This is a genomic window from Altererythrobacter sp. B11 (assembly GCF_003569745.1).
Classification (GTDB): Bacteria; Pseudomonadota; Alphaproteobacteria; order Sphingomonadales; family Sphingomonadaceae; genus Croceibacterium_C.
Window position 1 is genome coordinate 1,185,081 of sequence record NZ_AP018498.1, and the last position, 22,420, is coordinate 1,207,500.

Here is a 22,420-nt window from a genome sequence, read left to right on the forward strand (position 1 = left end):
CGATGCGCCAGAGGGCCCTTTCAGCAGAAGGTAGTGTAGAGGGAGCGGCCTTCCCGCCGCAGCCACTGATCCGCGGCCTTGACATCGCCTTCGAACAGCTCGCGCAGCAAGGCGTGGAAGGCGGGCGAATGATCGAAATGCACCAGATGCGCCACTTCGTGCGCTACCACCGATCGACGTACGGGATCGGGTGCCTGCACCAGCCGCCAGTTGATGCGGATGCAGTTGCGACCCGAACAGCTGCCCCAGCGTCGCTGCGCGCGCGACAGGCGCAGTTCGGGCATCCGCTGGCCGGCAAGAGCGCAGTAATGAGCCAGATCGCCGGCGAGCAGATCCAGCGCTTCGGCTTCCAGCCAGCGGCGCAGGCGGGTTGCCAGCGTCTCCTGCGCACCGCCCAGCTGCAGCGCCCCTTCCAGCAAGCGCGGCTTGCGGGGGTGGGCGGCATCCCAGCGGATTTCCAGCGACTGCCCGCGATAGCTCAACGTGCCGCCCGGCGCGGGGGCAGCGGCGGTGGGGATGGTGACCAGTTGCCGCTCCAGCCATTCCACACGGCTGCGGGCGAACACCAGCGCATCCAGCGTGCGGCCCCATTGGGGCAGCGTGATCCGCACTTCGCTGCCATCGGGCGCCAGCCGCATGGTGAGTCGGCGGGCGCGCGGGTGACGGCGGATGGCAAGCGGCAGGTCGCGCCCGCCCACGGCAATCGTGGGATGCTGCATGTCCTGCCGCAGCCAGTCGATCATCCGCGCTCCCATTCGATCACATGGTGTTCCAGCGGCCCCGCGTCCGTTTCGCTCACCACCCGGCCGGCCACGCTGGCTCCGGCACGCTTCATCGCCTCGTCACTGCCGGTCAGCAGGTGATGCCAGCGCGGCAAGGGTTGGCCTCGGGCCCGGCGAACATAGGCGCAGCTTTCCGGCAACCAGTTGATCTGCGCCACCAACCGGGGTGTGAGCCGCAGGCAGTCAGGCACGAAGGCCTTGCGGTGGCGATAGTCGCTGCAACGGGCGGTGGCCGTATTCAGCAGCTTGCAGGCGACATTCGTCTCCGCAATGGCGCCGGTCTCCTCATCCTCCAGCTTGTGCAGGCAGCAGCGGCCGCAGCCGTCGCACAGGGCTTCCCACTCCGCGCGGTTCAGCGCGTCCAGCGGCAGCTCCCAGAAACGATCCCTCAGCTCACCCATTTTTCCAGTTCCGCGGCAACGGCATCGGCGCCGGCATCCACCGGCAGCAGGGCAATCGGTTCGCCCTTGCGGCCCATCAGATAGGTGCCGCGGCTATGATCCATCAGGTAGCCACCGGCCGAATTGACCTTCCCCTTGGCGTGATAGACGCTGAAGGCCTTGGCGGCGGCATCCACCTGCGCCTGCGTGCCGGTGAGGCCGATCAGGTCGTTTGAAAAGGCATGGGTGAATTCGCCCACCACCTGCGGCGTATCCCGGCCGGGATCGATGCTGATGAAGATCGGCTGCACCTCCGCCGCCAGCTTCGGTTCGCTCTGCTTGAAGCGGGCATATCCCTGCATCATGCGCTGCACGTCATAGGGGCAGACATCGGGGCAGTAGGTATAGCCGAAATAGACCATCCGATACTTGCCATCGAAATCCTGCCAGCGAACCGTGTCGCCCTTGCTATCCACCAGCGTGAATGGGCCGCCGATCGCGGCGCCGGCAAGCGGCGGGGCTTCTGACTGGCAGGCGACAAGCGGGGTGAGGGCAAGGCAGGCTGCCAAGCGGATTGCTAGGGGCTTGGACATGGCGCAAATGTTCATGCTCTGCTAACGCTCCTCCCGCAAGGGGTGACGTCCCGGGAGCCGGGCGATTATCGGGAATTCGTGGTGGAAGAAGGTGCAGTGATGGTTCGGGGCTGGATGCGAAACGGGGTGGCCGCGGCCATTGCGGCGATGGTGCTGGCGATCGCGATGCCGGCTACGGCGCAGACCTATTCCGACGGATACAAGTTCCTGAAGGCCGTCAAGGACAAGAACCTCAACGATGCGAATGAGCTGCTGAACGAGCCGGGCTCCACCGTCATCAATTCGCGCGATCTGACATCCGGCGAAACGGCATTGCACTTCGCGATCCAGGGCCGCGATCTCACCTGGATCCGCTATCTCACCGATCGCGGGGCCAATCCCAACGTGGCCGATCGCCGGGGCGTGACGCCGCTGATCCTTGCCTGCCGCATGGGCTTCCTCGAAGCGGTGCAGGCGCTGGTGAAGGCAGGGGCGCGCGTGGACGAGCCGAACAAGGCCGGCGAAACCCCGCTGATCGCCGCGGTCCATGCGCGGGATTACCCGCTGATGCGGGTGCTGCTGAAGGCCGGCGCCGATCCCGAGCGGGTGGACAATTCCGGCCGCAGTGCGCGCGATTATGCGCGGCTTGACGGGCCGAGCAGCCAGGCGCTGGGTGAGATCGAGCGCAATGCCCAGTCGGAAAAGGACCGGGCAAAAGCCGATGGCCCCGTCTATGGGCCGAGCTTCTGACATGGCGGACGAGGACCGCACGCTCGACCAGCTACGCATCGCCCTCGCCCCGCGGATCGCACGCGCGGCGGTGTTCGATGGCTGGGGCGATGCCGCGCTGCACGCCGCCGCTGCGGCCGAAGGCGTCGATCCGGCTGTCGCCCGGCTGGCTTTTCCCGGCGGTGCGATGGATATGATTGCAGCCTGGGTTGCCGCGATCGACGCCAGCATGGTGCGCGCCTATGGTGATGGCGCGCTGGGCAATATGAAGATCCGCGAGCGGATACGCACGCTGGTGCAGTTCCGCCTCGACGCCGTCGCGAAGGAGCAGGAGGCCCTGCGCCGCGCGCTGGCGATAGAGGCCATGCCGCAGAACCTCCCGCGCAGCCTCAGGATCGGGTGGCACAGCGCCGACCTGATGTGGCGCCTCGCCGGCGATACGGCCACCGACTATAATCACTACACCAAGCGCGCCACGCTCGGCGCCTTGTATGCGGCCACCCTGGCGGTGTTCATCGACGACGAGAGCGAAGGGAAGGCGGAGACGCGGGCCTTTCTCGATCGACGGATCGAAGGGGTCATGGCTTTCGAAAAGGCGAAGGCGCGCTTCCTGGCGCGACGCGAGGGGTTCGATGTCGCGCGCTTCCTGGGGCGATTGCGCTACCCCGCGCACTGACATTTCATATTGCGAACTAGTTGCAATTGAGCGGCGTCTCTGGCACCGGCGGCTTGTGACCGAAGCGATGACTCTCGACCTGCTCCCCACGCGCCACCCCGCAGAAATCGTGGCGGTGGACTGGGCCCAGCTCCCCCCTGAAGAAGGCAAGCGCCTGCGTGCCCTGGGCATTGATGAGGGCGCGCAGGTGGAAGTGGCGCATCGCGGCATTTTCGTCGGGCGCGACCCGCTGGCGATCGAGATCGGCCGGATGACGGTGGCGCTGCGCCGTTCGCATGCGCGCGCGATGACGGTGCGCGAGAAATGAGCCGGCTGCGCAGGGCCGCGCTGGTCGGCAATCCCAATTCGGGCAAGAGCGCGCTGTTCAATGCACTGACGGGCGCGCGGCAGAAGATCGCCAACTATCCCGGCGTGACCGTGGAGCGGAAGGCGGGCCGCATGTTCCTGCCTTCGGGCGAGCCGGTGGAGCTGGTCGATCTGCCCGGCTCCTATGCGCTCGACGCCACCAGTCCGGACGAGGAGGTGACGCGCAAGGTCGTGCTCGGGGAATTTCCCGGCGAGGCCGTGCCCGATGTGCTGGTGATCGTGCTCGATGCCGCGAACCTGGAACAGCATCTGGTCTTCGCGCAGGAGCTGCTCGAACTGGGCAAGCCGACCGTGGTGGCGCTCAACATGGTCGACCTGGCCGAGCGTGACGGGCTGGTGATCGATCCCGCCGCGCTGGAGCAGGCACTGGGCGTGCCGGTGATCTCCACCGTCGCCGTGCGCCGGCGCGGGCTCGACCAGCTGCGCGAGGCGGTGGCCGAGGCGGAAGCGCGGGCGGAGCGCGAGCCGCATCCCCATCGCCGGCCGCACATCACCCTGCCGGAACGGCGGCTGGCCGCGCGCAATATCGCCCAGGGCGCGATCCTTTCCGAAAGCGCGCAGCACCGCATCCACGCGCAGCTGGACCGGGTGCTGCTGCATCCCTGGCTGGGCCCGCCGATCCTGTTCGCCCTGCTGTTCATCATCTTCCAGGCCGTGTTCGCCTGGGCGACCCCCTTTGCCGACGCGCTGGACGCGGCCGTCGGCGGGCTGATCGACCTTGCCAACGCCCACCTGCCCGGCGGCTTCCTGACCGATCTGCTGACCCAGGGCGTGCTGGCGGGCGTGGGAGCGGTGGTGGTGTTCCTGCCGCAGATCGTGATCCTGTTCGCCTTCATCCTGCTGATGGAGCAATCGGGCTACATGGCCCGCGCCGCCTTCATCATGGACCGGCTGATGGCCTATGTCGGCCTATCCGGCCGCAGCTTCATCCCGCTCCTTTCCAGCTTCGCCTGCGCCATCCCCGGCATCATGGCCACCCGCGCCATCGCCGATCCGAAGGACCGGCTGACCACGATCCTGATCGCCCCGCTGATGACCTGTTCGGCGCGGCTGCCGGTGTATGCCGTCATCATCAGCGCGGTGATCCCGAACCGGCTGGTGGCCGGCGCCGTGGGCCTGCAGGGGCTGGTGCTCTTCGCCCTGTATGTCGCCGGAATCGTCGGCGCGCTGGTGGCGGCGCTGGTGCTGCGGCGGACGGTGACGAAGGGCGCGGCCTCCGGCTTCATCATGGAAATGCCGCGATACCAGTGGCCGCCGCTGCGCGACCTGGCGATCGGCCTGTGGCAGCGCGCCTGGGTGTTCCTGCGCCGCGCCGGCACGATCATCTTCACCGTCACGGTGGTGCTGTGGCTGCTGCTGAGCTTCCCGCAGGCGAGGCCGGGGGAAGACCAGGTGGACGCCAGCTTCGCGGGCCAGATCGCCAATGGCCTCGCCCCCGTGGTCGCGCCGATCGGCTTCAACCGCGACATGGCGCTGAGCCTGATCCCGGCCATGGCCGCGCGCGAGGTGGCCGTGTCCTCCCTCGCCACCACCTATGCCGTGGCGGCGGAGGATGAGGATGCGCAGGCCATGGCGCTGGAACAGCAGCTTGCCCTGCGGTGGACGCTGCCCATGGGGCTGGCCTTCCTCGCCTGGTTCGTCTTCGCGCCGCAATGCCTCTCCACCATTGCGGTCGCCCGGCGCGAGACGAACGGGTGGAAATGGCCGCTGGTAATGCTGGGCTATCTGTTCGCGCTGGCCTATATTTTCGCCGGGCTGACCTTCTGGATCGCCACCGGGCTGGGGCTGTAGTGCCTAGTTGAAAACGCCCCCACGAGGGTAGCAGCCCGCCCGGCCATCCGATAAGCGGGGGCTCAACCCTAGAGAGGAAAGCGATTCCATGGCGGGCAGCCTCAACAAAGTCATGCTCATCGGCAATCTGGGCGCCGATCCCGAAATCCGCAGCTTCCAGAACGGCGGCAAGGTGGCCAACCTGCGCATCGCCACCAGCGAGACGTGGAAGGATCGCAACACGGGGGAGCGGCAGGAACGCACCGAATGGCACACCGTGGCGATCTTCTCCGAAGGGCTCGTCGGCGTGGTGGAACGCTTCCTGCGCAAGGGCTCCAAGGTCTATATCGAAGGCCAGCTGCAGACCCGCAAATGGCAGGATCAGAGCGGGAATGACCGCTACTCCACCGAAGTCGTGCTCCGCGGCATGAACGGCACGCTCACCATGCTCGACGGAGCCCAGGGCGGCGGCGGCGGTGGTGGTGGTGGCCAGCGCAGCGGCGGTTCCGGCGGCGGCTGGAATCAGGGCGGCGGCAACGAGTCGGGCGGTTCCTGGGGCCAGACCGGCGGCGGCGCGGCCGGCGGCGCGGGCGCGCGGGGCGGCTCCGGCGGCGGCTCCAATTACGACGATCTGGACGACGACATCCCGTTCTGAGCGGCAACGGTTCGTCGCAGCTGGAGAACGCTTGGAACGCCGTGGAACAGGGTTAAAGGACGGAAAACCGGGCTTTCTAACACGGCGCCGAAAACGCGGGCCGGCAGCATGGCTGCAGGCCCGCAAAACGGCCGCAGGCGCGAACGGCAAATCAGCATCAAGGCAAAGGCGGGCAGGGGCAGGCATCTGCCCGCACCCTGCCGCCCTGCACCCGCTGTAGGGAAGGTTCGGCGCGTCAGACCTGCGCCAGCCCCCCATCCACGAACACTTCGCCGCCGGTCATGAAGCTGGCATCGGCGGAAGCGAGGAAGGCCGCGGCCGCGGCCACTTCCGCCGGATCGCCCAGCCGGCCGATCGGCGTGCCCGCGCCCAGCGCCTCGAACGCCTCCTTGCCCACCACGTCCAGCGCAAGGTCGGTCAGCGTCGGCCCGGGGGAGAGCACATTCACGCGGATGCCGCTGCCCTTCAGATCCAGCGCCCAGCTGCGCGCCAGATTGCGCACCGCCGCCTTGCTGGCGCTGTAGATGCTGAAGGCAGGCGTGCCCATTTCCCCGGTGGTGGAGCCGGTGAGGACGATGGAGCCGCCTTCGCCCATCAGCGGCAGCGCCTTCTGCACGGTGAAGATCAGGCCCTTCACATTCACATCGAAGGTGCGGTCATAATGTTCGGGCGTGATCTCCCCCAGCGGGACGATCTCCCCCGTGCCGGCATTGGCCACCACCACGTCCAGCGTGCCGCGCCGCGCCTTCACCTCGGCATAGAGCCGGTCCAGATCGCCCGCCTCCGTCACCGATCCGGGCACTGCCACGGCCCGCTCCGCACCCAGTTCAGCCACCGCCGCCTCCAGCGCCTCCGGCCGCCGCCCGAACAGGAAGACGAATGCGCCTTCCCCTACGAAACGCCGCGCGGCGGCGAGCCCGATGCCGCTGCCGCCGCCCGTGATCACCGCCGTCTTGCCATCCAGTCTGTTCATATCGTGTCTCCTGCTTTGAGGTGGCACGAAGCTGGTTGGGCACCTACCTATGGACAAGTATGCACCTTTAGGTAAGTATCGAAATATGTCCGAAGACCGATCCTGCATCCCCGGCTTCAGCTGCGGGCTGGACGCCACGCTCAAGGTGATCGCCGGCAAGTGGAAGCCGCTGATCATCTATTTCCTGCTGGAAGGGCCCAAGCGCTATGGCGAGCTGCAGCGCGCCGTGCGCGGGGTGAGCCACAAGGTGCTGATCCAGCAGCTCAAGGAGCTGGAGGGGGACGGCATCGTGATCCGCACCGATTACAAGGAAGTGCCGCCCCGCGTGGACTACACCCTCACCCCGCTCGGCCGCACGCTGGCCGACGCGCTGGTGCCGCTATCGACCTGGGGCGCGGAGAATATGGAAGCCGTGGCGCGGGTGTTCGCGGAGCGCGATGGTTGGCGGTGAGGGGGTGCCGGTGAAGCTGAAGGGAGAAAGGGAGAAGACGACTGAGATGAAGAATTTTCGCCGACCAATTGTTCCTTCGCGATCAATCGAAATTCTCTGCTTCGGAGTAAGCGTAGTCGCGGTGGGGGCAATATTGCTGTACGCGGTGTGGGCCGCTTCAAGAGGCTTAATCGAGTGGAGCGCCGTGCCGCTTGTTGGAGTAATGATGAGCATGGGTGCTGCGCCGCTTTTGGTGATGGGCTATGTCTGGCGACGTCGGCGGCAGAAACGGGCTGCTGAACTACGTGAATATGAGCGCGTGCTCGCGGCGTTACCCGAGTAGTGCCGGTGCTTATATGAAGATCGCTTTGCTTGGTTAACTCAGCGAGGCGACTCAAAACGTCGAACTTATAGGCAGTATCTCATGCCATCGGCGGACACATCCTCCTCCAGTAGCGGCGACCATCCGCTTCACTCAAGGGCGTTCAGCGGCGGCTTGGCGGTCGCGATCAATTCGGGCAGTGGCTCCGCTCTCACACCGTCGGCACGGTCCCCCCGTCGATCACATATTCCGCGCCCGTGATCGCGGCGGCGCGGTCGGAGGCGAGGAAGGCCAGCAGGCTGGCGACCTCTTCGGGCTTTGACGGCCGGCCGAGGGGAATGCCGCCCAGCGAGTCCATGATCATCCGCTTGCCCTGCTCAACGCCGACGCCGTGCTCCGCCGCGAGGCGTTCGGCCAGTTGCACGGAGGCTTCCGTTTCGATCCAGCCCGGCGAGACGCGCATCACGCGCACGCCCCTGGGCGCGACCTGCTTCGACAGGGCCTTGCTGTAGGTGGACAGGGCCGCCTTGGCCGCGGCGTAGGCGGTCGTCGCCTCCGGCAGGGGCAGTTCCCGCTGGATCGAGGTGACATGGATCACCACGCCCGATCCGCGCGCCTCCATTTCGGGCAGCAGCGCGCGGTCGAGCCGGACGGCGGGCATGAGGTTGAGATCCAGCTCCCTCTGCCACGCCGCATCGTCGAGCGCGGCATAGCCGCCGGCCGGTGAGGACGAGCCGCCGAGCATGTGAACCACGATGTCCACCCCGCCGAGCCGCTGGCGCACGGCGGCGGCCACGGCGGCGCAGCCCTCCGCCCGGGTGAGGTCGGCGGCCACGAAATGCGCCTCCGGCATCTCCGGCGGCGGGGTGCGGGCGGTGGTCAGCACGCGCGCGCCCAGTTCCGCGAACAGCGCCACGGTGGCGCGCCCCGCGCCGCGCGTGCCGGAGGTGACGAGGGCGCGCTTGCCCTCCAGCGTCAGGAACGGCGTCACGGTACGATCTCCAGCTCGGCAATCGCATCTCCGCGCAGCACGAACAGATAGCGCAGGTCCACCGGGCTGCCGGGGAAATTGCCGGTGAGATGGCTGGTGACGATCGTCCGCCCGCCGTCCTCCACCAGCGAAAAGGGCTCCACCGTGTAGCTGTATTGGGTGGAGGCATTGGCCATCCATTGCCGGATCGCCTCGCGGCCGGTGTAGCTGTTGCCTTCATCGATCACGCGGGCATCCTGCGTGAAGCATTGGGCAATCGCCTGCGCGTCGGCCTTCCTGTCGGCGGCGAAATAGGCGGCGATCGCCTGGGGTAGTTCGATGGTCACGGGCTTTCTCCTTCTGCACTTGATGCGGGGAGATTTAGGCCTTTGACCCTGTTCCGATAATCGGGATAAAGCGAGACGAAGTATTGTAGGATACAGGATAATGGGTGGCCACAGCCTCTCCGATCTGGATGCCGTGCTGGCGATCGGCCGGCGGGGCTCGTTCCGCGCCGCGGCGCTCGATCTGGGCCTGTCCACCAGTGCGCTCAGCAATGCGATCGCCAAGCTGGAGGGGCAGCTGGGCGTGCGCCTGTTCAACCGCACGACCCGCAGCGTCTCCCTGACGGAGGCCGGGCGCCGGTTCGTCGATCAGGTCAGCCCGGCGCTGCGGGACATCCATCAGGCGCTGGACGCCGTGCGCGCGGAGCAGGAGACGCCGTCCGGCACCTTGCGCATCAACACCTTCGCGGCGGCGGGGCGCGAGATCCTGGGGCCATTGGTGCTGGAGTTCCTGCGGCGCTTCCCCGGGGTGCGCATCGATCTCGTCACCGAAGGGAGGCTGGTCGATATTGTGACGGACGGCTTCGACTTCGGCGTGCGGAGCCAGGCTCTCGTGCCCACGGACATGATTGCCATCCCGCTGGGCGCGCCCCGACGCAACGCCGTCGTTGCCGCGCCCGCCTATCTCGACACTCGCAGCCGCCCCCGCGTGCCCGCCGACCTGCTGCACCATGCCTGTGTCCGCACGCGCCTGCCCAACGGCGCCTTGCTGCGCTGGCAGTTCGAAGCGGAAGGGCAGCCGCTGCAGATCGACGTCCACGGCCCGATCACGCTGGACGAGGCCAGCCTGGCGCGCATGGCCGTGCATGCGGGGGTGGGCATCGGCTATTTCATGGAATCCGACGTGCGCGAGGATATTGCGGCAGGGCGGCTGGTCCGGCTGCTGGAGGATTGGACGCCGCCGCTCTCGCCGCTGTGCCTCTATTACCCCAGCCGCCGCAACCCGCCTGCCGCGTTCCGGGTGTTCGTGGATCTCGCGCGGGAACTCGCCCGCGCCTCGCGCCGGTAAGCGTGGGAGGCGCTACGCCGCCTCGCTCTGCTCCCGCTGTTCCTCGCGCGCGAGCTTTTCCACCAGCCGGTTGAACAGCGTCACGCCGCGGTCGTGGGCGGTGGGCATCACCTGCGGATTGGGCGTGTCGTCGATCACGCGCTGCTGCGCCTCGATCATGGTCTTGTCCTCGGCAAAGGCCTTGGCGGCGATGCCCATCAGCAGGTCGCGCTGCGCTTCGTCGCCATGGTTACGATGCGGGCCCCAGGAGAAGAAGTAGCGGGCGGTCTTCCCCTCCATCGGCGTCACCGCCTGGCTGGTGAAGGTCACGCCGCTCACTGCCTTGCTGTAGTCCGGCTGGCCGTAGTCGCAGGCCTTCGCCGTGCCGAGCGGGAACACGCCGCCGGTCATCAGCAGGATGCCGGGGATCACGAAGTCATAGCTCATGAAGCTGTCCATCGGCACCTCGCTCCTGCGGGAGGAGGAGCCCATAGAGTTTTCCGTCCAGCGTTCGTAGCGGATGCCGCGCTCGATCGGGGTGATGCGGCCGGGCGTGGCGGCGAATTGCGGGCCGGCGCCGAAGCTTTCCGCGTGGACGAAGGTGAGATGGCTGAAATCGAGCAGATTGTCGTTGATCAGCCGCGCTTCGGCCGCATAGTCCAGCTGCCCGTGGCCGAGAATGTAGTCGGGATGGTCGAGGCCCACGGCGGCGGGGATCAGCCCCTGGTCCGCCAGCGCGGGGTCGCCCATCCACACCCACAGCCAGCTGTGGCGGTCCGCCACCGGATAGCGGCGCACTTGCGCGCGGGCGGGGATCAGCTCCTGCCCCGGGATTTCCGCCACCTTGCCATCGGGATCGAACAGCAGGCCGTGATACATGCAGCGCAGCCGCTCCCCTTCGCAGCGGCCGAGCGACAGCGGGGCGAGCCGGTGGACGCAGCGATCCTCCAGCGCGTGCAGATTGCCGGCCGCGGTGCGCCAGATCACGATCCGCTCGCCCAGAACGGTGATCGCAAAGGGCTTCTCCGCCGCCAGATCCTGCGACCAGCCGGCGACATACCAGGCATTGCGAACATAGCTCATCACGGGCACCTTCCCAGTTCTCTCTCCTGCCGTGCAGGGTGACTTAACAGTGTTAAGGAGTCAATCGAAGGATATGGCCAGCCGTGCCGCCCCTGCGCTGGATGTCGATCGCCTAGTCGCCGCGGCTTTCGCGCTGCTCGACGAGGACGGGCTGGATGCGCTCAGCATGCGGCGGCTCGCCGCGCGGCTGGGGGTGCAGGCGCCGGCGATCTACTGGCACGTGGCGGACAAGGCGGCGCTGCTGGGGATGATGGCGGGACGTATCTATGCCGATGCCTATGGCGCGGTGGAGCGGGCGGAGGACTGGCGCGACTGGCTGCGCCAGTTCGGCCGTGCGCTGCGCCGCAGCTATGCCGCGCAGCGCGACGGGGCGCGGCTCTGCGCAATGGCGCGGCCCGCGGCGGAGGCCGATCCGCTGCGGCAGGCCGCACGCATCGCCGCGCCGCTGGAAGCGCTGGGGCTGGAGCGGGGGCAGGCGCTGTCCATGCAGGCCGCGGTCATTTCCTTCACGCTCGGTTGGGCGGCGTTCGAAGCCAATGGGCCGATGCACAGCTTCCTCGACCAGATGCTGGATTTCGAAGGCAGCTTCGAGCCGGGGCTGGACGCACTGGTGCGCGGCTTCGCGGCGGACGAGGGCTAGGTCGTGAACTCATAAACGACCGCTTTCGGCGCAAGGTCTAAACGGCCGAGATGGGGTGGAAAGCGGTCTGGCAGCTTACGAAGGCTTAACTGCGGTTCACGCAACTTTCATTGGTCATTGCACGATGGGAACGGCATCCTCCATCAGCCAAAAAGTTGTGGTCTCCTCCGAGCACCAAAACCCTTCGAAGCTTTCCCCTATTTGAATATCCCGCATACGCTCCTGGGTGCCGAACACCGCCGTGTAAAAGCTGTCCCAGTGCACCCAAGCGAGCAATGATCGATCAGGCGCGATGAGCCGCCTCGCGCCCCATTTCGGCAAATCGTCCCTTGTCTCCCAAGAGGAACAGTCGCCTAGAGTGGTCAGCGATACTACGACCTCATCTTCGCCAAATTCATCGCCCACAATGACCTCCGACAGACCGGCGCGTTGGAACAGGGAGACGAGATCGGCCTCCATTGTCGGCTGAAAATTGCCTTCGGTCGGCAGGAAAATTCGTTCTTGGCGGCAATAGGTGATTAGCCTCTCCACGGCTGCCCGATCTTCAAGGTCGCGTCGAAGCCCCAAGATGTTGGTCCTCAAAGCACGGTCGAGAGCGCGATGATCGGGTAGGTTTAGTTGCTGGCAGATCGTTTGCCATCGGATTCGACTAGCAAATCGCTTTGTGATGTCGGCGAGAGAGCCGTGGGGAATTTCCTTTCCGACACGACGTTCGGCTTTGAGCACATCCATCCACTCGAGCAAATTCACGTCATCGGGGCGGTCCGATGCGGACACGACCAACGTTCCGTAATCGCACGTGGCCGGATCAAGGCCGTCGACGGTGAAAAACGGATGCAAGGCCACGAAGCCGTGGCTGAACGCACCGCGATACCAAGGCAGCATTGCGGCGTCGTCCGGCGGTGCGAGCTTGCTGCGGTCGAAATTGTCCATGGCGCTCAATTACACAGATAGCGGGATCTGTCTGCTTTGCGCTCTTTCAACCTGCCACCACAATGACCGCAATGTTGTCGGAAGACGATAGGCCGCTTTTATGAGTCTACGGCCTAGGTCTTCTTGAGCGCGGCCAGCGCGGCGGCGAGGGGGCCGCTGGCGGCCTCTCCCGAAAGCCCCGCTTCCTCGCGTGCGCGCTCAGCATCGGGGCCGGTGGCATAGGGGTCGATCGCCAGCGCCAGACTCTGCGCCACGGCTTCGCCGAGATCGAAGGCGGTGCCGGCATAGGGGATCTCGTCCAGATCCTCCTCCTCCAGCTCCACTTCTTCCGCATCGATCCGCCGTTCGGGCACGAAGCGGAAGGCGATGGGCTCGTCCACCGTCACCGGCAGGTCGTCGCCGCTGATCGCGCAGCTCTGCACGATGTCCGCATGCAGGCGGCCGCTGGCCGAGACCTCCTCCCCCTCCGCTTCCAGCGAGACCTCGGCCTCCAGCGCGTGGATGGCGACGAGGCCGAAGCGGCGGGCGAGGGCGGCGCGCTCCTCCTCATTGGCGGAGAGGGTGACGGGCCGCGCGGTCAGCTGGCGCCGGTCGACCATGCGGCGGAATTCGGGGGGCGGGGGCGTGCTCATGCGTCGATCCTCCCTGCGATCAAATCGTCGGGCGCGATGCGGGCGAGGCGTTCGGCAAAGGCGTGCAGATCGGCCGCCAGCGCATCGGGCGCGGTGCCTGCGTTGAAGGTGACGTTGCGCTCCACCGCGGCGCGCAGGGCTGCGCCGTCCGGCTCCGCCAGCGCATCGCGGAACGCACCCAGCCGGCCGCCGAGGGTGGAGACGAGCCGGCCGATATGCTTGCCCACCACCATGTCGCCCACGCCGCTTTCGCGCAACTGCCCGTCCATATCCTCCACGAACAGTTCGGTCAGCAGCGCGGAGGAGGCGGCGAGCTGCGGCTCCCCCTCCATCCGCAGCAGCACCAGAGAGAGCACGGCGACCACCATGTCGAACCGGCCGGGCACGGAATCGGCCACGCCATCCTCGCCATACCAGCGCGGATGGCGCGAGATTTCCACCACGCGGTGCCACAGCGGGCGCATTTCCTCCCGCGGGTCGGGCCGGGTGCGGAACAGGCGGGAGAACACGGACATGGGGCGGATGCGCCTTCTCATTCAGCGGCTATTCAAAGCAGGCCGGCCAAGCGCCATTGCGTGGCGGCGTGCCAACCCGTAAGGGTCGCCGCCGATATAGGCACCTGGGGCGGCTTGGCAACGCCGGCCCGCGCCTGCCGGATTGGAGAATATTTGCAGATGGTCGGCACGCGGAAGATCGCAGCGGTGATGGGTGCGGCAGTGCTCGCTTCCGGTTGCAGCTCGATCCAGAACCATCGCGGCTTCATCACCGATGAAGTGCTGATCGCCAGCGTCCAGCCTGGAGTGGACAACCGCACTTCGGTGGAACGCACGCTGGGGCGGCCGACCTTCACCAGCCAGTTCGGCGAACCGGTGTGGTATTATGTCGCCAGCACCACCAGCCAGGCCCCCTTCACCACGCCGCGCATCACCGATCAGACGGTGCTGGCCGTTCGCTTCGATGCGAAGGACAATGTCGCCTCCGTCACCCGCAGCGGGATGGACCAGGTCGTGCACGTGAATCCGGATGACCAGGTCACGCCGACGCTGGGCCGCGAGCGCGGCCTGCTGGAGGATCTGTTCGGCAATATCGGCCAGGTCGGCGCAGGCGCGCCCGGCGGCGCCGGTGGTGGTGCGGGCGGCGGCCCCTAGGCCGCGAACCATACAGCCGCGCCCGCTCGCTTGAAGCGCGCGCTGCCTTCTCCCATATGCCCGCCATGGACGATATGCGGGCAAGCCACGGCCTGACACAGTGGCACGGGACGACGATCATCGGAGTGAAGAAGGGCGGCAAGACCGTGATTGCCGGGGACGGACAAGTCTCCATGGGCAATACGGTGATGAAGCCCAATGCGCGCAAGGTGCGCCGCATCGGGGAGGGCGACAAGGTGATCGCCGGATTCGCGGGGGCCACCGCCGATGCCTTCACCCTGTTCGAACGGCTGGAGCGCAAGCTGGAGCAATATCGCGGCCAGCTGCTCCGTGCGGCCGTGGAAATGGCCAAGGAATGGCGCACCGACAAATATCTGCGCAATCTGGAAGCGCTGATGATCGTGGCCGATGCAGACAGCCTGCTGGTGCTGACCGGCAATGGCGACGTGCTGGAGCCCGAAGGCGGCATCGCCGCGATCGGCTCCGGCGGCAATTACGCGCTGGCCGCGGCCCGCGCGCTGGATTTCTATGAAGAGGACGCGGAACAGATCGCGCGCAAGGCCATGCAGGTGGCCGCCGATATCTGCGTCTTCACCAATGACCGCGTGACGGTTGAAAGCATCTGACGGACATGACCGACAATTTGACACCCAAGGCGATCGTCGCCGCGCTCGACGAGCATATCATCGGCCAGGCGGAGGCGAAGCGCGCCGTAGCCGTGGCCCTGCGCAACCGCTGGCGGCGCCAGAAGCTGTCGCCCGATCTGCGCGACGAGGTGACGCCCAAGAATATCCTGATGATCGGCCCCACCGGCTGCGGCAAGACCGAGATCAGCCGCCGGCTGGCGAAGCTGGCCGACGCCCCCTTTGTGAAGGTGGAAGCGACCAAGTTCACCGAAGTCGGCTATGTCGGCCGTGACGTGGAGCAGATTGCCCGCGACCTGGTGGAAGAGGCGATCCGGCTGGAGAAGGACCGCCGCCGCGAAGCGGTGCGCGAAGCGGCCAGCAAGGCGGCGATGGAACGGCTGCTGAATGCGCTGGTGGGCGACGGTGCATCCGAAGCCACGCGCGAAAGCTTCCGCCAGCGCGTGGTGCAGAACGCCATGAATGATGTCGAAGTGGAGATCGAAGTCGAGGAAGCCCCCGGCATGCCGATGGAGATTCCCGGCATGGGCGGCAATGTCGGCATGATCAATCTCAGCGACATGATGGGCAAGGCCTTCGGCAAGCAGAACCTCAAGCGCCGCAAGCTCAAGGTGCCCGATGCGTGGGACAAGCTGGTGGAGGAAGAGGCCGAGAAGCGGATGGACCAGGATGACGTGGCCCGCACCGCGCTGGCCAATGCCGAAACCAACGGCATCGTGTTCCTGGACGAGATCGACAAGATCGCCGTCAGCGATGTGCGCGGTGGCTCCGTCAGCCGCGAAGGCGTGCAGCGCGATCTGCTGCCGCTGATCGAAGGCACGACGGTGGCGACCAAATACGGCCCGATGAAGACCGACCATGTGCTGTTCATCGCCAGCGGCGCCTTCCATGTGGCGAAGCCCAGCGACATGCTGCCCGAACTGCAGGGCCGCCTGCCGATCCGGGTGGAGCTGAAGGCGCTGACCGAGAAGGACTTCGTGTCCATCCTCACCGATACGCGCGCCAATCTGGTGCAGCAGTATCGCGCGCTGATCGGAACGGAAGAGGTGACGGTGGAAATGGGCGCGGAAGCCGTGGCCGAAGTCGCCCGCATCGCCGCGCAGGTGAACGAAAGCGTTGAGAATATCGGCGCGCGCCGCCTGCAGACGGTGATGGAAAAGCTGTTCGAGGAACTGAGCTTCGAGGCGGAGGACCGCAAGGGCGAGACCGTGACGATCGACGCCGCCTATGTGAAGGACAAGCTCGCCGGCCTCGCCAGCGATGCCGATCTCAGCAAATATATCCTGTGACGGAGATCATTCGATGAGCAATTCGCCGCCCGATGGGAAGCTGCCCTATCGCTGCCTTACGGGCCCGGATGACGACAGCTTCTGCGCCCGCGTGTCCGAAGCGCTGCGGCAGGGCTGGCGGCTGCATGGCTCGCCCGCGCTGACCTATAATGGCGATCGGGTGATCGTGGCGCAGGCGGTGGTCTGGCCGGGCTACGAGGGCTGAGGGGGCGCCGCGTTCGCGCCCGCCGCCGGCATTCCTATTCGGGATACCAGTAGCGGGCGTGGCAGCTTTCGCAGACCAGATCCATGCCGGCCACCAGCTCGCCCGCGGTGGCGGCATCGCGGGCCTTGGCGGCAGTGACCAGCCGGTCTGCATGGTCGGCCTGTTCCAGCGCCAGTTCCTTCAGCCCGTCGGTGTCGGCGTCGATATAGCGCTGCACATCGGCCATCGAAATCTCGCCCTCGGCGGTTTCCATATTGCCGGGCATGGCCGCGCTGATCCGATCCGCCGCGGCGATGGTGCGGCTGGCGGCGGCGAGTGAGCCGGCGGCGGCGGCAAGGCGATCCCAGCGCGCCTGATCCATCTTTGCCGGATCGATGCCGCCTTCGTCATTCATGGCGTTGTTGCCGACATCCCATATTTCCAGGATCGCCGGGTTCACATCCGCCTGCATCAGCTGGCGGATATAGAGCGTGCCGTCATCCGCGCCTGGCTGGGCGAGCACCCCCGCGCCCAGCCCGATACTCAGCAAGGCGGCGGCTGCCAGACCGGTTGCGATTCTCATGATTGCTGCCCTCCCTCAGACTTCCCGCGCATGGCATGGCACGCCGGCGGGTGCGCGGGTTTGACGCCGATCAAACCCGTCGCGCCTTCCGGCCTATTTCGTCGGCTGGACGTCCACATTGCGGAACTGCTCCACCAGCGCCTTCTGCGAAGGATACCAGTAGTCGAGGTGGCAATTCTCGCACACGCCGTCCATCTGGTTGATCAGCGGCCCGGCCTTGGCGGCATCATGCGCTTCGGCCGCCTTGGCCAGTTCGCCCATGTGCGCGGCCAGCGCATTGGCCATGTCGCGCAGGCCCTGCGGGTTCTTGTCGACGTTGGACTGCACATCTGCCGCGCTGTCGCCATAGGGCACGCCTTCGTCGGCGATCTTCACGCCGGGCTTCACCACGATGATCGGGTCCAGCGTGGCCAGATCCACCGCCGCCTGCTGCAGCGAGAGCGAGTGGGTCTTCAAATTCGCCCAGTCGGCGTCGGTCATCCGCGCCGGGTCGATGCCCGCATTGTCATCCATCGCGGCATTGCCGATCGCCCATACCTCGTCTGCGCGGACGTCGATCTCGTTCTTCATCACCTCGTGCAGCGTCAACTGATCCTTCGCGGGCTGCTCTTCCGGCTGTTTCGACGAGCAGGCCGCCACCAGAACCAGTGCCGGGATGAGGGCGAATCCGAAACGTTTCATGTGAGGCATCCTTCTTCCGTCATTATGGCTTGGCCGCCGCTGTGCATGAAGGCCGCTCGTCCTTCCAGCACAAGCCTTTTACGGTAACGGCACTATCCGTAACGTTACATTGCGCCGTCCTACTCCGCGGCATCGTCCATCAATTCGCGCTCATGCGCCTGGCGCTGCCACATTTCGGCATAGAGCCCGCCGCGGATCAGCAGTTCGCGATGGCCCCCGCTTTCGACCACCCGGCCCGCGTCCACCACGAAGATGCGATCGGCGTCGGCGATGGTGGACAGGCGATGGGCGATGGAAAGCGTGGTCCGCCGACGGGAGACGCGGCGCAGCGTGGTGATGATGTCCTGCTCCGTGCGCGTGTCCAGCGCGCTGGTCGCTTCGTCCAGCAGCAGGATCGGCGGGTTCTTCAGCAGCGTGCGGGCGATCGCCACGCGCTGCTTCTCCCCGCCGGAGAGTTTCAGCCCCCGCTCCCCCACTTCGGTGTCGAAGCCGTGCGGCAGCCGCTTGATGAAGGGCAGGATCGCCGCATCGCGCGCCGCCTTCTCGATCTCCTCCGCCGTGGCGCCATCGCGGCCATAGGCGATGTTGTAGCCGATGGTGTCGTTGAACAGCACGCTGTCCTGCGGCACGATGCCGATCTGCGACCGCAGGCTGCGCTGGGTGACGGAAGCGATATCCTGCCCGTCCACCAGGATGCGCCCGTCCCACGGATCATAGAAGCGGAACAGCAGGCGCCCGATAGTGGACTTGCCCGCGCCCGACGGCCCGACCAGCGCGATGTGATGGCCCGCCGGCACTTCGAAGCTGAGGCCGTGGAGGATTTCCCGATCCCGGTCATAACCGAACACGACATTGTCGAAGACGACCGAGGGGTGGCGGATGGCGAGGGCGGGGGCGCCCGGCCGGTCCTCCACTTCCACCTCCGTGTCGATCAGGCGGAACATCGCCGCCATATCGATCAACCCCTGCCGGATGGTGCGATAGACCCAGCCGAGCATGTCGAGCGGGCGGAAGAGCTGCAGCAGATAGGTGTTCACCAGCACCAGATCGCCGGGGGTCAGCCGGCCGGTGCTCCAGCCCCAAACGGTGAAGGCCATGGCCCCGGCCATCATCAGATTGGTGATCGTCGCCTGCACGATATTGAGCATGCCGAGCGAGTTTTCGCTCTTGATCGCGGCTTCGGCATAGGCGCGCGCGGCGGAGCCATAGCGTTCCTGCTCGCGCTTCTCCGCCCCGAAATATTTCACCGTCTCGTAATTCAACAGCGAATCGACCGCGCGGGCGAGAGCGAGACCATCCAGATCGTTCATCTGCGCGCGCAGCTTCGTGCGCCATTCGGTGATCATGCGGGTGAGCCAGATGTAGGAGACGACCGTCACCGCCGTGGCCGCCACCAGTTCCCAGCCGAACATGGTGTAGAAGATCACCGCCACCACCACCAGCTCCACCGCCGTGGGCATGATGTTGAACAGCAGGAAATAGACCATCGAATTGATGCTCTTGGTCCCGCGTTCCACCACCTTGGTGACTTCGCCCGTGCGGCGGGAGAGATGGAAGCGGAGCGAGAGGCCGTGGAGCCGTCGGAACGTGTCTTCCGTCAGGTGCCGCACGGCATCCTGGCCGACTCGTTCGAAGATGATGTTGCGCACATTGTCGAACACCACCGTCGCCAGCCGGCCGGCGGCATAGGCGATCACCAGCGCCAGCGCGACCCATAGCGCCTGCGCGTCGCCGCGTGCGCCGGCAGACATTGTGTCCACCGCGCGGGCATAGGCGAAGGGCAGCGCCAGCACGACGATCTTGGCCAGCACCACGAAGCCCGCCGCGCCGGCGATGCGCCAGCGCAATTCCGGCCGGTCCTTCGGCCATAGATAGGGGAGGAAGCGGCGAACGGTGCTCCACCCGGCGTAATCGCCGGTGGTCCTGGGATCGGCTGGTGTTGGCATCTGCCCGCCAATGTGGGGCCGCCGCGCCGATCAGGCAATATTGCTACAGCCGAAGCTGCCGCCCGTCCTCCGAACCGAAGCGAAACGGCTGTGGCGGAAGATCAAACAGGATCTGCCGCGTGTGGAAATCGATCGCCACCCGCTTGAACAGCGTGAGCTCGCGCATCCCCAGGATCAGGGCCGGCTCATCCGTCAGCCCCAAGGCGTGGAACGGCGGCGCGTCGACGATCATCACCGCCACATTGGCAAGCCGGATGTCCTGCAGTTCCAGCTCCTTGGCCAGCAGTACGGTGCCGGTGGCCTCCACACCGTTGACGTCGGTCAGCTGGCCCGGACCCAGCGCCCTGGAACGCCGCAGCCGCTTCAGCAGCGCGGGATTGCCCAGGCTGGTTTCCGCGCCGGTGTCGATCACCACCGCCGTCGTCACGCCGTCGATCCGCGCCCGGGTGATGATGAGCTGGCCCAGCCGCCGGCGCGCCTTCACTACGATCTCGAATCCGCGATTGCCGCCCAGCTGCTTCGCATCGTCCACCGACATGCGGCCTTCCTCGAAATCGATCAGCACCCGCTGGTCCTGCAGCGAATCGAGGCCGAGGATGCCATCCACATCGCCGATATGCTCTGCATGCAGCAGCGGTGCGGCACGGATGTAGAAGCTGCGGCTGCCCAGCGTCAGCTCGGGAATGTGGACCGTTTCCGTCGTCCGCCTGCTCGCCATGCCGACCACGATGGCGAGCTTGCGATCGTTGAGTTGCAGCTGGGTGGCGAGATCGTGCGACAGCACGGTGGCCTGCGCGCCGGTGTCGATCAGGAAGCTGAAGGGGCCGGCGCCTTCGATGGTGACCGGCACGGTCAGCCGGCGGTATCGCTCCACCGCGGTTTCGATCACATCCACGCCGGGGGGCGCGGGCTCTTCTGCGGGGAATTGCGCATCCGGCGCCGGAACGGCGGGTGCAGGCGAGGCGGCCGTGGCAAGCCACGCCGCAAACAAGTGCCAGGTCATCCTCTTTCTCCCGCGCCGAAACTCGTGGGAACCGGCGCGCGACCATCATACCACCCGCAGGCGGGGTGGACAAATCCGGGGGCGGGCCGGCATTTCCGCGTCCCCCGCTATGTGGTAGCGCAAGGGCCGGATGTTGGAGATCGGCGCAAAGATCCTGCACAAGGCGAAGGCGCGGATGCATCTGCACCGCGCCCGTGCGGTTCTGGATACGCCGCCGCTTCGCCCACTGGATGACGGGGTGGTGATCTTCTCCATGATCGGCAGCCGCGTGCTGCTGCCCTATCTGGTCGCGGTCAAATCGCTGCACCGCCAGCTGGGCCGCGGGCGCGTGGCGATCCTTGACGACGGCACGCTGACGGCGGCCGACCGGCAAGTGCTGGCTGCACATCTGGGCGAGCCGGAAATCCGCCAAATTGATGCGGTGGATTGCGGCCCATGCCCTCGCGGCGGAACATGGGAGCGGCTGCTGACCCTGCTTGATCTGCGGCGCGATGCCTATGTGATCCAGCTCGATTCCGACACGGTGACCACCGGCCCGGTGCCGGAGGTCGTGCACGCCATTGCGCAGGCGCGCAGCTTCACCCTGCGCGGCGATGCGGACGCCGAACTCGTGCCCGCGGCAGAGATCGCCGCGCGCAAGCCGCCCGAATACCACCGCGACAATCCCGCCGCGCATGTGCAGGGCGCGATCGAATCAGTGCTGGACGAGGTGCGGATCGAGGGGCTTTCCAGCCCGCGCTATGCCCGGGGTTGCTCGGGCTTTGCCGGCTTCGCGCCTGCCGCTTCGGGCCGGCAGCTGGCGGAGCGTTTCTCGCAGGAGGCAGAGCGGCTGCTCGGGCGCGCGCGCTGGGAGCAATGGGGCAGCGAGCAGGTGACGTCCAACTTTGTGATTGCCAACGAGCCCGATCCGCTGCTGCTGCCCTATGATCGCTATCTCAATTTCTGGAACGAGCCGTTGCCGCCGGAGGCGGCTTTCGTCCATTTCATCGGCACCTATCGCTACCATCGCGGCGCCTATGCGGCAGCGACCCAGCGGGCGATCGCTGCGCTCGCGCGTTAACTCAGCCCTTCCGGCGGGCGAGGTCCACCAGTTCGGCCAGCCGGCCGCGGGCAAAGGCGATCAGCCATGCGCCGTAGATCGCACCGCCACCTGCCACCAGAATCGCCAGACGCAGGATGGGCGCCATTCCGGGCAGGGCATGATCGAGCAGTCGCACCGCCACCACCATGGCGATTCCCGCCAGCACCGGCGGCGCCGCCGCCTCCACCAGTGCGCGCGGCGAAACGTGAAGCACGGGCAGCACCCATAGCGAGGACAGCGCCACCAGCAGCGGGTATCCGACCACCCAGGCGAGAGCGAGGCCGATCAGGCCCCACTGAATCCCCACCACATAGGCTACGGGAAGCAACAGCGCGCCCAGCAAGGAGGTGCGCGTGTAGATTTCGGGCCGGCTGGCCGCATTCACGGCGGGGCCGAACAGCACCTGCAGCATCATGAAGGGTGCCGCACAGCCGACGATGGCGATCACCGGGGCGGTGGCGATCCACTTCTCCCCCAGCACCACGCGCACCACCGGCTCTGCCGTGGCGGCAAGGCCCAGGCTGAAGGGCACGCCCGCCAGCATCAGGATGCGCACCGATTTGAGGAAGCCCTGCGCATAGGCCTCGGCATCATCCTGCACGCGGGCATAGGCGGA

Annotated in this window: 29 protein-coding genes (1 of these 29 running past the window's edge); 14 read left to right on the forward strand and 15 right to left on the reverse strand. The window is 66.7% G+C overall.

Translation table 11 applies throughout. The features are described from left to right. Positions 1–20 precede the first annotated feature (20 nt). Genes AEB_RS05615 through AEB_RS05625 form a run of 3 tightly spaced genes read right to left on the reverse strand, consistent with a single transcriptional unit; the run spans position 21 to position 1,755 of the window. Complete coding sequence (locus tag AEB_RS05615) at positions 21–743, reverse strand: M48 family metallopeptidase (protein WP_119084482.1); 723 nt, start codon at positions 741–743, stop codon at positions 21–23. Beyond that, positions 740–1,183 carry a YcgN family cysteine cluster protein gene (locus AEB_RS05620; RefSeq protein WP_119082304.1) on the reverse strand — a complete coding sequence of 148 codons (444 nt, stop codon included), beginning with the start codon at positions 1,181–1,183 and terminating at the stop codon, positions 740–742. The genes AEB_RS05615 and AEB_RS05620 overlap by 4 nt, the downstream gene beginning before the upstream one ends. Then, the gene (locus AEB_RS05625) at positions 1,171–1,755 is read right to left on the reverse strand and encodes an SCO family protein (protein ID WP_231958928.1); all 585 of its coding nucleotides are present in this window, start codon (positions 1,753–1,755) and stop codon (positions 1,171–1,173) included. Before AEB_RS05625 ends, AEB_RS05620 begins: the two co-directional genes overlap by 13 nt. Positions 1,756–1,836: 81 nt before the next feature. Here AEB_RS05625 and AEB_RS05630 point away from each other — a divergent pair, with 81 nt between their 5' ends. From AEB_RS05630 to ssb, 5 genes are all read left to right on the forward strand, one after another. Then, the gene (locus AEB_RS05630) at positions 1,837–2,484 is read left to right on the forward strand and encodes an ankyrin repeat domain-containing protein (protein WP_231958929.1); all 648 of its coding nucleotides are present in this window, start codon (positions 1,837–1,839) and stop codon (positions 2,482–2,484) included. Then, on the forward strand, positions 2,468–3,139 hold the full coding sequence (locus AEB_RS05635; protein ID WP_231958930.1) for a COQ9 family protein: 672 nt from the start codon (positions 2,468–2,470) through the stop codon (positions 3,137–3,139). The genes AEB_RS05630 and AEB_RS05635 overlap by 17 nt, the downstream gene beginning before the upstream one ends. Before the next feature lie 67 nt (positions 3,140–3,206). Continuing rightward, entirely contained in the window at positions 3,207–3,446 is a 240-nt protein-coding gene (locus AEB_RS05640; protein WP_119084484.1) for a FeoA family protein, read from the forward strand. Then, positions 3,443–5,296, forward strand: a complete 1,854-nt coding sequence (gene feoB / locus AEB_RS05645) for a ferrous iron transporter B (protein WP_119082307.1) — start codon at positions 3,443–3,445, stop codon at positions 5,294–5,296. Before AEB_RS05640 ends, feoB begins: the two co-directional genes overlap by 4 nt. An 88-nt stretch (positions 5,297–5,384) precedes the next feature. Then, positions 5,385–5,930 (forward strand): single-stranded DNA-binding protein, encoded by a 546-nt coding sequence (ssb, locus tag AEB_RS05650; RefSeq protein ID WP_119082308.1) that lies wholly within the window; start codon positions 5,385–5,387, stop codon positions 5,928–5,930. 235 nt (positions 5,931–6,165) lie between these two features. On the opposite strand, the gene AEB_RS05655 is transcribed toward ssb, so the two are convergent. Further along, positions 6,166–6,903, reverse strand: a complete 738-nt coding sequence (locus AEB_RS05655) for an SDR family NAD(P)-dependent oxidoreductase (protein WP_119082309.1) — start codon at positions 6,901–6,903, stop codon at positions 6,166–6,168. 85 nt (positions 6,904–6,988) lie between these two features. On the opposite strand from AEB_RS05655, the gene AEB_RS05660 reads away from it, so the two are divergent. Both AEB_RS05660 and AEB_RS05665 read left to right on the forward strand, forming a co-directional pair. After that, the gene (locus tag AEB_RS05660; protein WP_119082310.1) at positions 6,989–7,354 is read left to right on the forward strand and encodes a winged helix-turn-helix transcriptional regulator; all 366 of its coding nucleotides are present in this window, start codon (positions 6,989–6,991) and stop codon (positions 7,352–7,354) included. A gap of 10 nt (positions 7,355–7,364) precedes the next feature. Beyond that, the gene (locus AEB_RS05665; RefSeq protein ID WP_145985270.1) at positions 7,365–7,676 is read left to right on the forward strand and encodes a hypothetical protein; all 312 of its coding nucleotides are present in this window, start codon (positions 7,365–7,367) and stop codon (positions 7,674–7,676) included. 190 nt (positions 7,677–7,866) lie between these two features. Here the strand turns inward: AEB_RS05665 and AEB_RS05670 are convergent, their stop codons facing one another. After that, entirely contained in the window at positions 7,867–8,646 is a 780-nt protein-coding gene (locus AEB_RS05670; RefSeq protein ID WP_119082312.1) for an SDR family oxidoreductase, read from the reverse strand. Beyond that, a complete protein-coding gene (locus tag AEB_RS05675; protein ID WP_119082313.1) occupies positions 8,643–8,972 on the reverse strand; it encodes a nuclear transport factor 2 family protein in 330 nt (109 codons plus the stop codon). Before AEB_RS05675 ends, AEB_RS05670 begins: the two co-directional genes overlap by 4 nt. Positions 8,973–9,072: 100 nt before the next feature. Here AEB_RS05675 and AEB_RS05680 point away from each other — a divergent pair, with 100 nt between their 5' ends. Then, a complete protein-coding gene (locus AEB_RS05680; RefSeq protein WP_119082314.1) occupies positions 9,073–9,978 on the forward strand; it encodes a LysR family transcriptional regulator in 906 nt (301 codons plus the stop codon). 12 nt (positions 9,979–9,990) lie between these two features. Here AEB_RS05680 and AEB_RS05685 read toward each other — a convergent pair whose 3' ends face one another. Further along, complete coding sequence (locus AEB_RS05685) at positions 9,991–11,040, reverse strand: aromatic ring-hydroxylating dioxygenase subunit alpha (RefSeq protein WP_119082315.1); 1,050 nt, start codon at positions 11,038–11,040, stop codon at positions 9,991–9,993. A gap of 73 nt (positions 11,041–11,113) precedes the next feature. Between AEB_RS05685 and AEB_RS05690 the strand changes: the two genes are divergently transcribed. Next, positions 11,114–11,680 (forward strand): TetR family transcriptional regulator, encoded by a 567-nt coding sequence (locus AEB_RS05690; RefSeq protein WP_119082316.1) that lies wholly within the window; start codon positions 11,114–11,116, stop codon positions 11,678–11,680. Between the two features lie 114 nt (positions 11,681–11,794). On the opposite strand, the gene AEB_RS05695 is transcribed toward AEB_RS05690, so the two are convergent. From AEB_RS05695 to AEB_RS05705, 3 genes are all read right to left on the reverse strand, one after another. Further along, positions 11,795–12,613 carry a DUF2711 family protein gene (locus tag AEB_RS05695; protein ID WP_119082317.1) on the reverse strand — a complete coding sequence of 273 codons (819 nt, stop codon included), beginning with the start codon at positions 12,611–12,613 and terminating at the stop codon, positions 11,795–11,797. A gap of 113 nt (positions 12,614–12,726) precedes the next feature. After that, on the reverse strand, positions 12,727–13,245 hold the full coding sequence (locus tag AEB_RS05700) for a YceD family protein (protein ID WP_119082318.1): 519 nt from the start codon (positions 13,243–13,245) through the stop codon (positions 12,727–12,729). After that, a complete protein-coding gene (locus AEB_RS05705) occupies positions 13,242–13,760 on the reverse strand; it encodes a ubiquinol-cytochrome C chaperone family protein (protein ID WP_119082319.1) in 519 nt (172 codons plus the stop codon). The genes AEB_RS05700 and AEB_RS05705 overlap by 4 nt, the downstream gene beginning before the upstream one ends. A 159-nt stretch (positions 13,761–13,919) precedes the next feature. On the opposite strand from AEB_RS05705, the gene AEB_RS05710 reads away from it, so the two are divergent. The 4 genes from AEB_RS05710 (at position 13,920) to AEB_RS05725 (ending at position 16,531) form a co-directional block, all read left to right on the forward strand. Then, entirely contained in the window at positions 13,920–14,393 is a 474-nt protein-coding gene (locus AEB_RS05710; protein WP_119082320.1) for an outer membrane protein assembly factor BamE, read from the forward strand. Between the two features lie 65 nt (positions 14,394–14,458). Further along, positions 14,459–15,019 (forward strand): ATP-dependent protease subunit HslV, encoded by a 561-nt coding sequence (gene hslV / locus AEB_RS05715; RefSeq protein WP_119084485.1) that lies wholly within the window; start codon positions 14,459–14,461, stop codon positions 15,017–15,019. A gap of 5 nt (positions 15,020–15,024) precedes the next feature. Next, on the forward strand, positions 15,025–16,326 hold the full coding sequence (hslU, locus tag AEB_RS05720) for an ATP-dependent protease ATPase subunit HslU (RefSeq protein WP_119082321.1): 1,302 nt from the start codon (positions 15,025–15,027) through the stop codon (positions 16,324–16,326). A 13-nt stretch (positions 16,327–16,339) separates the two neighbouring features. Continuing rightward, entirely contained in the window at positions 16,340–16,531 is a 192-nt protein-coding gene (locus AEB_RS05725) for a DUF1737 domain-containing protein (protein ID WP_119082322.1), read from the forward strand. 34 nt (positions 16,532–16,565) lie between these two features. On the opposite strand, the gene AEB_RS05730 is transcribed toward AEB_RS05725, so the two are convergent. From AEB_RS05730 to AEB_RS05745, 4 genes are all read right to left on the reverse strand, one after another. Beyond that, positions 16,566–17,093 (reverse strand): hypothetical protein, encoded by a 528-nt coding sequence (locus AEB_RS05730; protein WP_119082323.1) that lies wholly within the window; start codon positions 17,091–17,093, stop codon positions 16,566–16,568. 93 nt (positions 17,094–17,186) lie between these two features. Then, the gene (locus tag AEB_RS05735) at positions 17,187–17,774 is read right to left on the reverse strand and encodes a cytochrome c (RefSeq protein WP_172593012.1); all 588 of its coding nucleotides are present in this window, start codon (positions 17,772–17,774) and stop codon (positions 17,187–17,189) included. A gap of 119 nt (positions 17,775–17,893) precedes the next feature. Then, positions 17,894–19,720, reverse strand: coding sequence for an ABCB family ABC transporter ATP-binding protein/permease (locus AEB_RS05740; RefSeq protein ID WP_119082325.1), 1,827 nt, complete (start codon positions 19,718–19,720; stop codon positions 17,894–17,896). Positions 19,721–19,763: 43 nt separating this feature from the next. After that, positions 19,764–20,723 carry a retropepsin-like aspartic protease gene (locus AEB_RS05745; protein ID WP_119082326.1) on the reverse strand — a complete coding sequence of 320 codons (960 nt, stop codon included), beginning with the start codon at positions 20,721–20,723 and terminating at the stop codon, positions 19,764–19,766. Positions 20,724–20,853: 130 nt separating this feature from the next. On the opposite strand from AEB_RS05745, the gene AEB_RS05750 reads away from it, so the two are divergent. Further along, positions 20,854–21,783 (forward strand): hypothetical protein, encoded by a 930-nt coding sequence (locus AEB_RS05750; RefSeq protein ID WP_119082327.1) that lies wholly within the window; start codon positions 20,854–20,856, stop codon positions 21,781–21,783. Between the two features lies 1 nt (position 21,784). On the opposite strand, the gene AEB_RS05755 is transcribed toward AEB_RS05750, so the two are convergent. Beyond that, positions 21,785–22,420 carry the 3' end of a lipopolysaccharide biosynthesis protein gene (locus tag AEB_RS05755; protein WP_119082328.1) on the reverse strand. It continues 837 nt past the right edge of the window, so the window shows 636 of its 1,473 coding nt (coding positions 838–1,473); the start codon falls outside the window, past its right edge — the gene reads right to left on this strand; its stop codon occupies positions 21,785–21,787.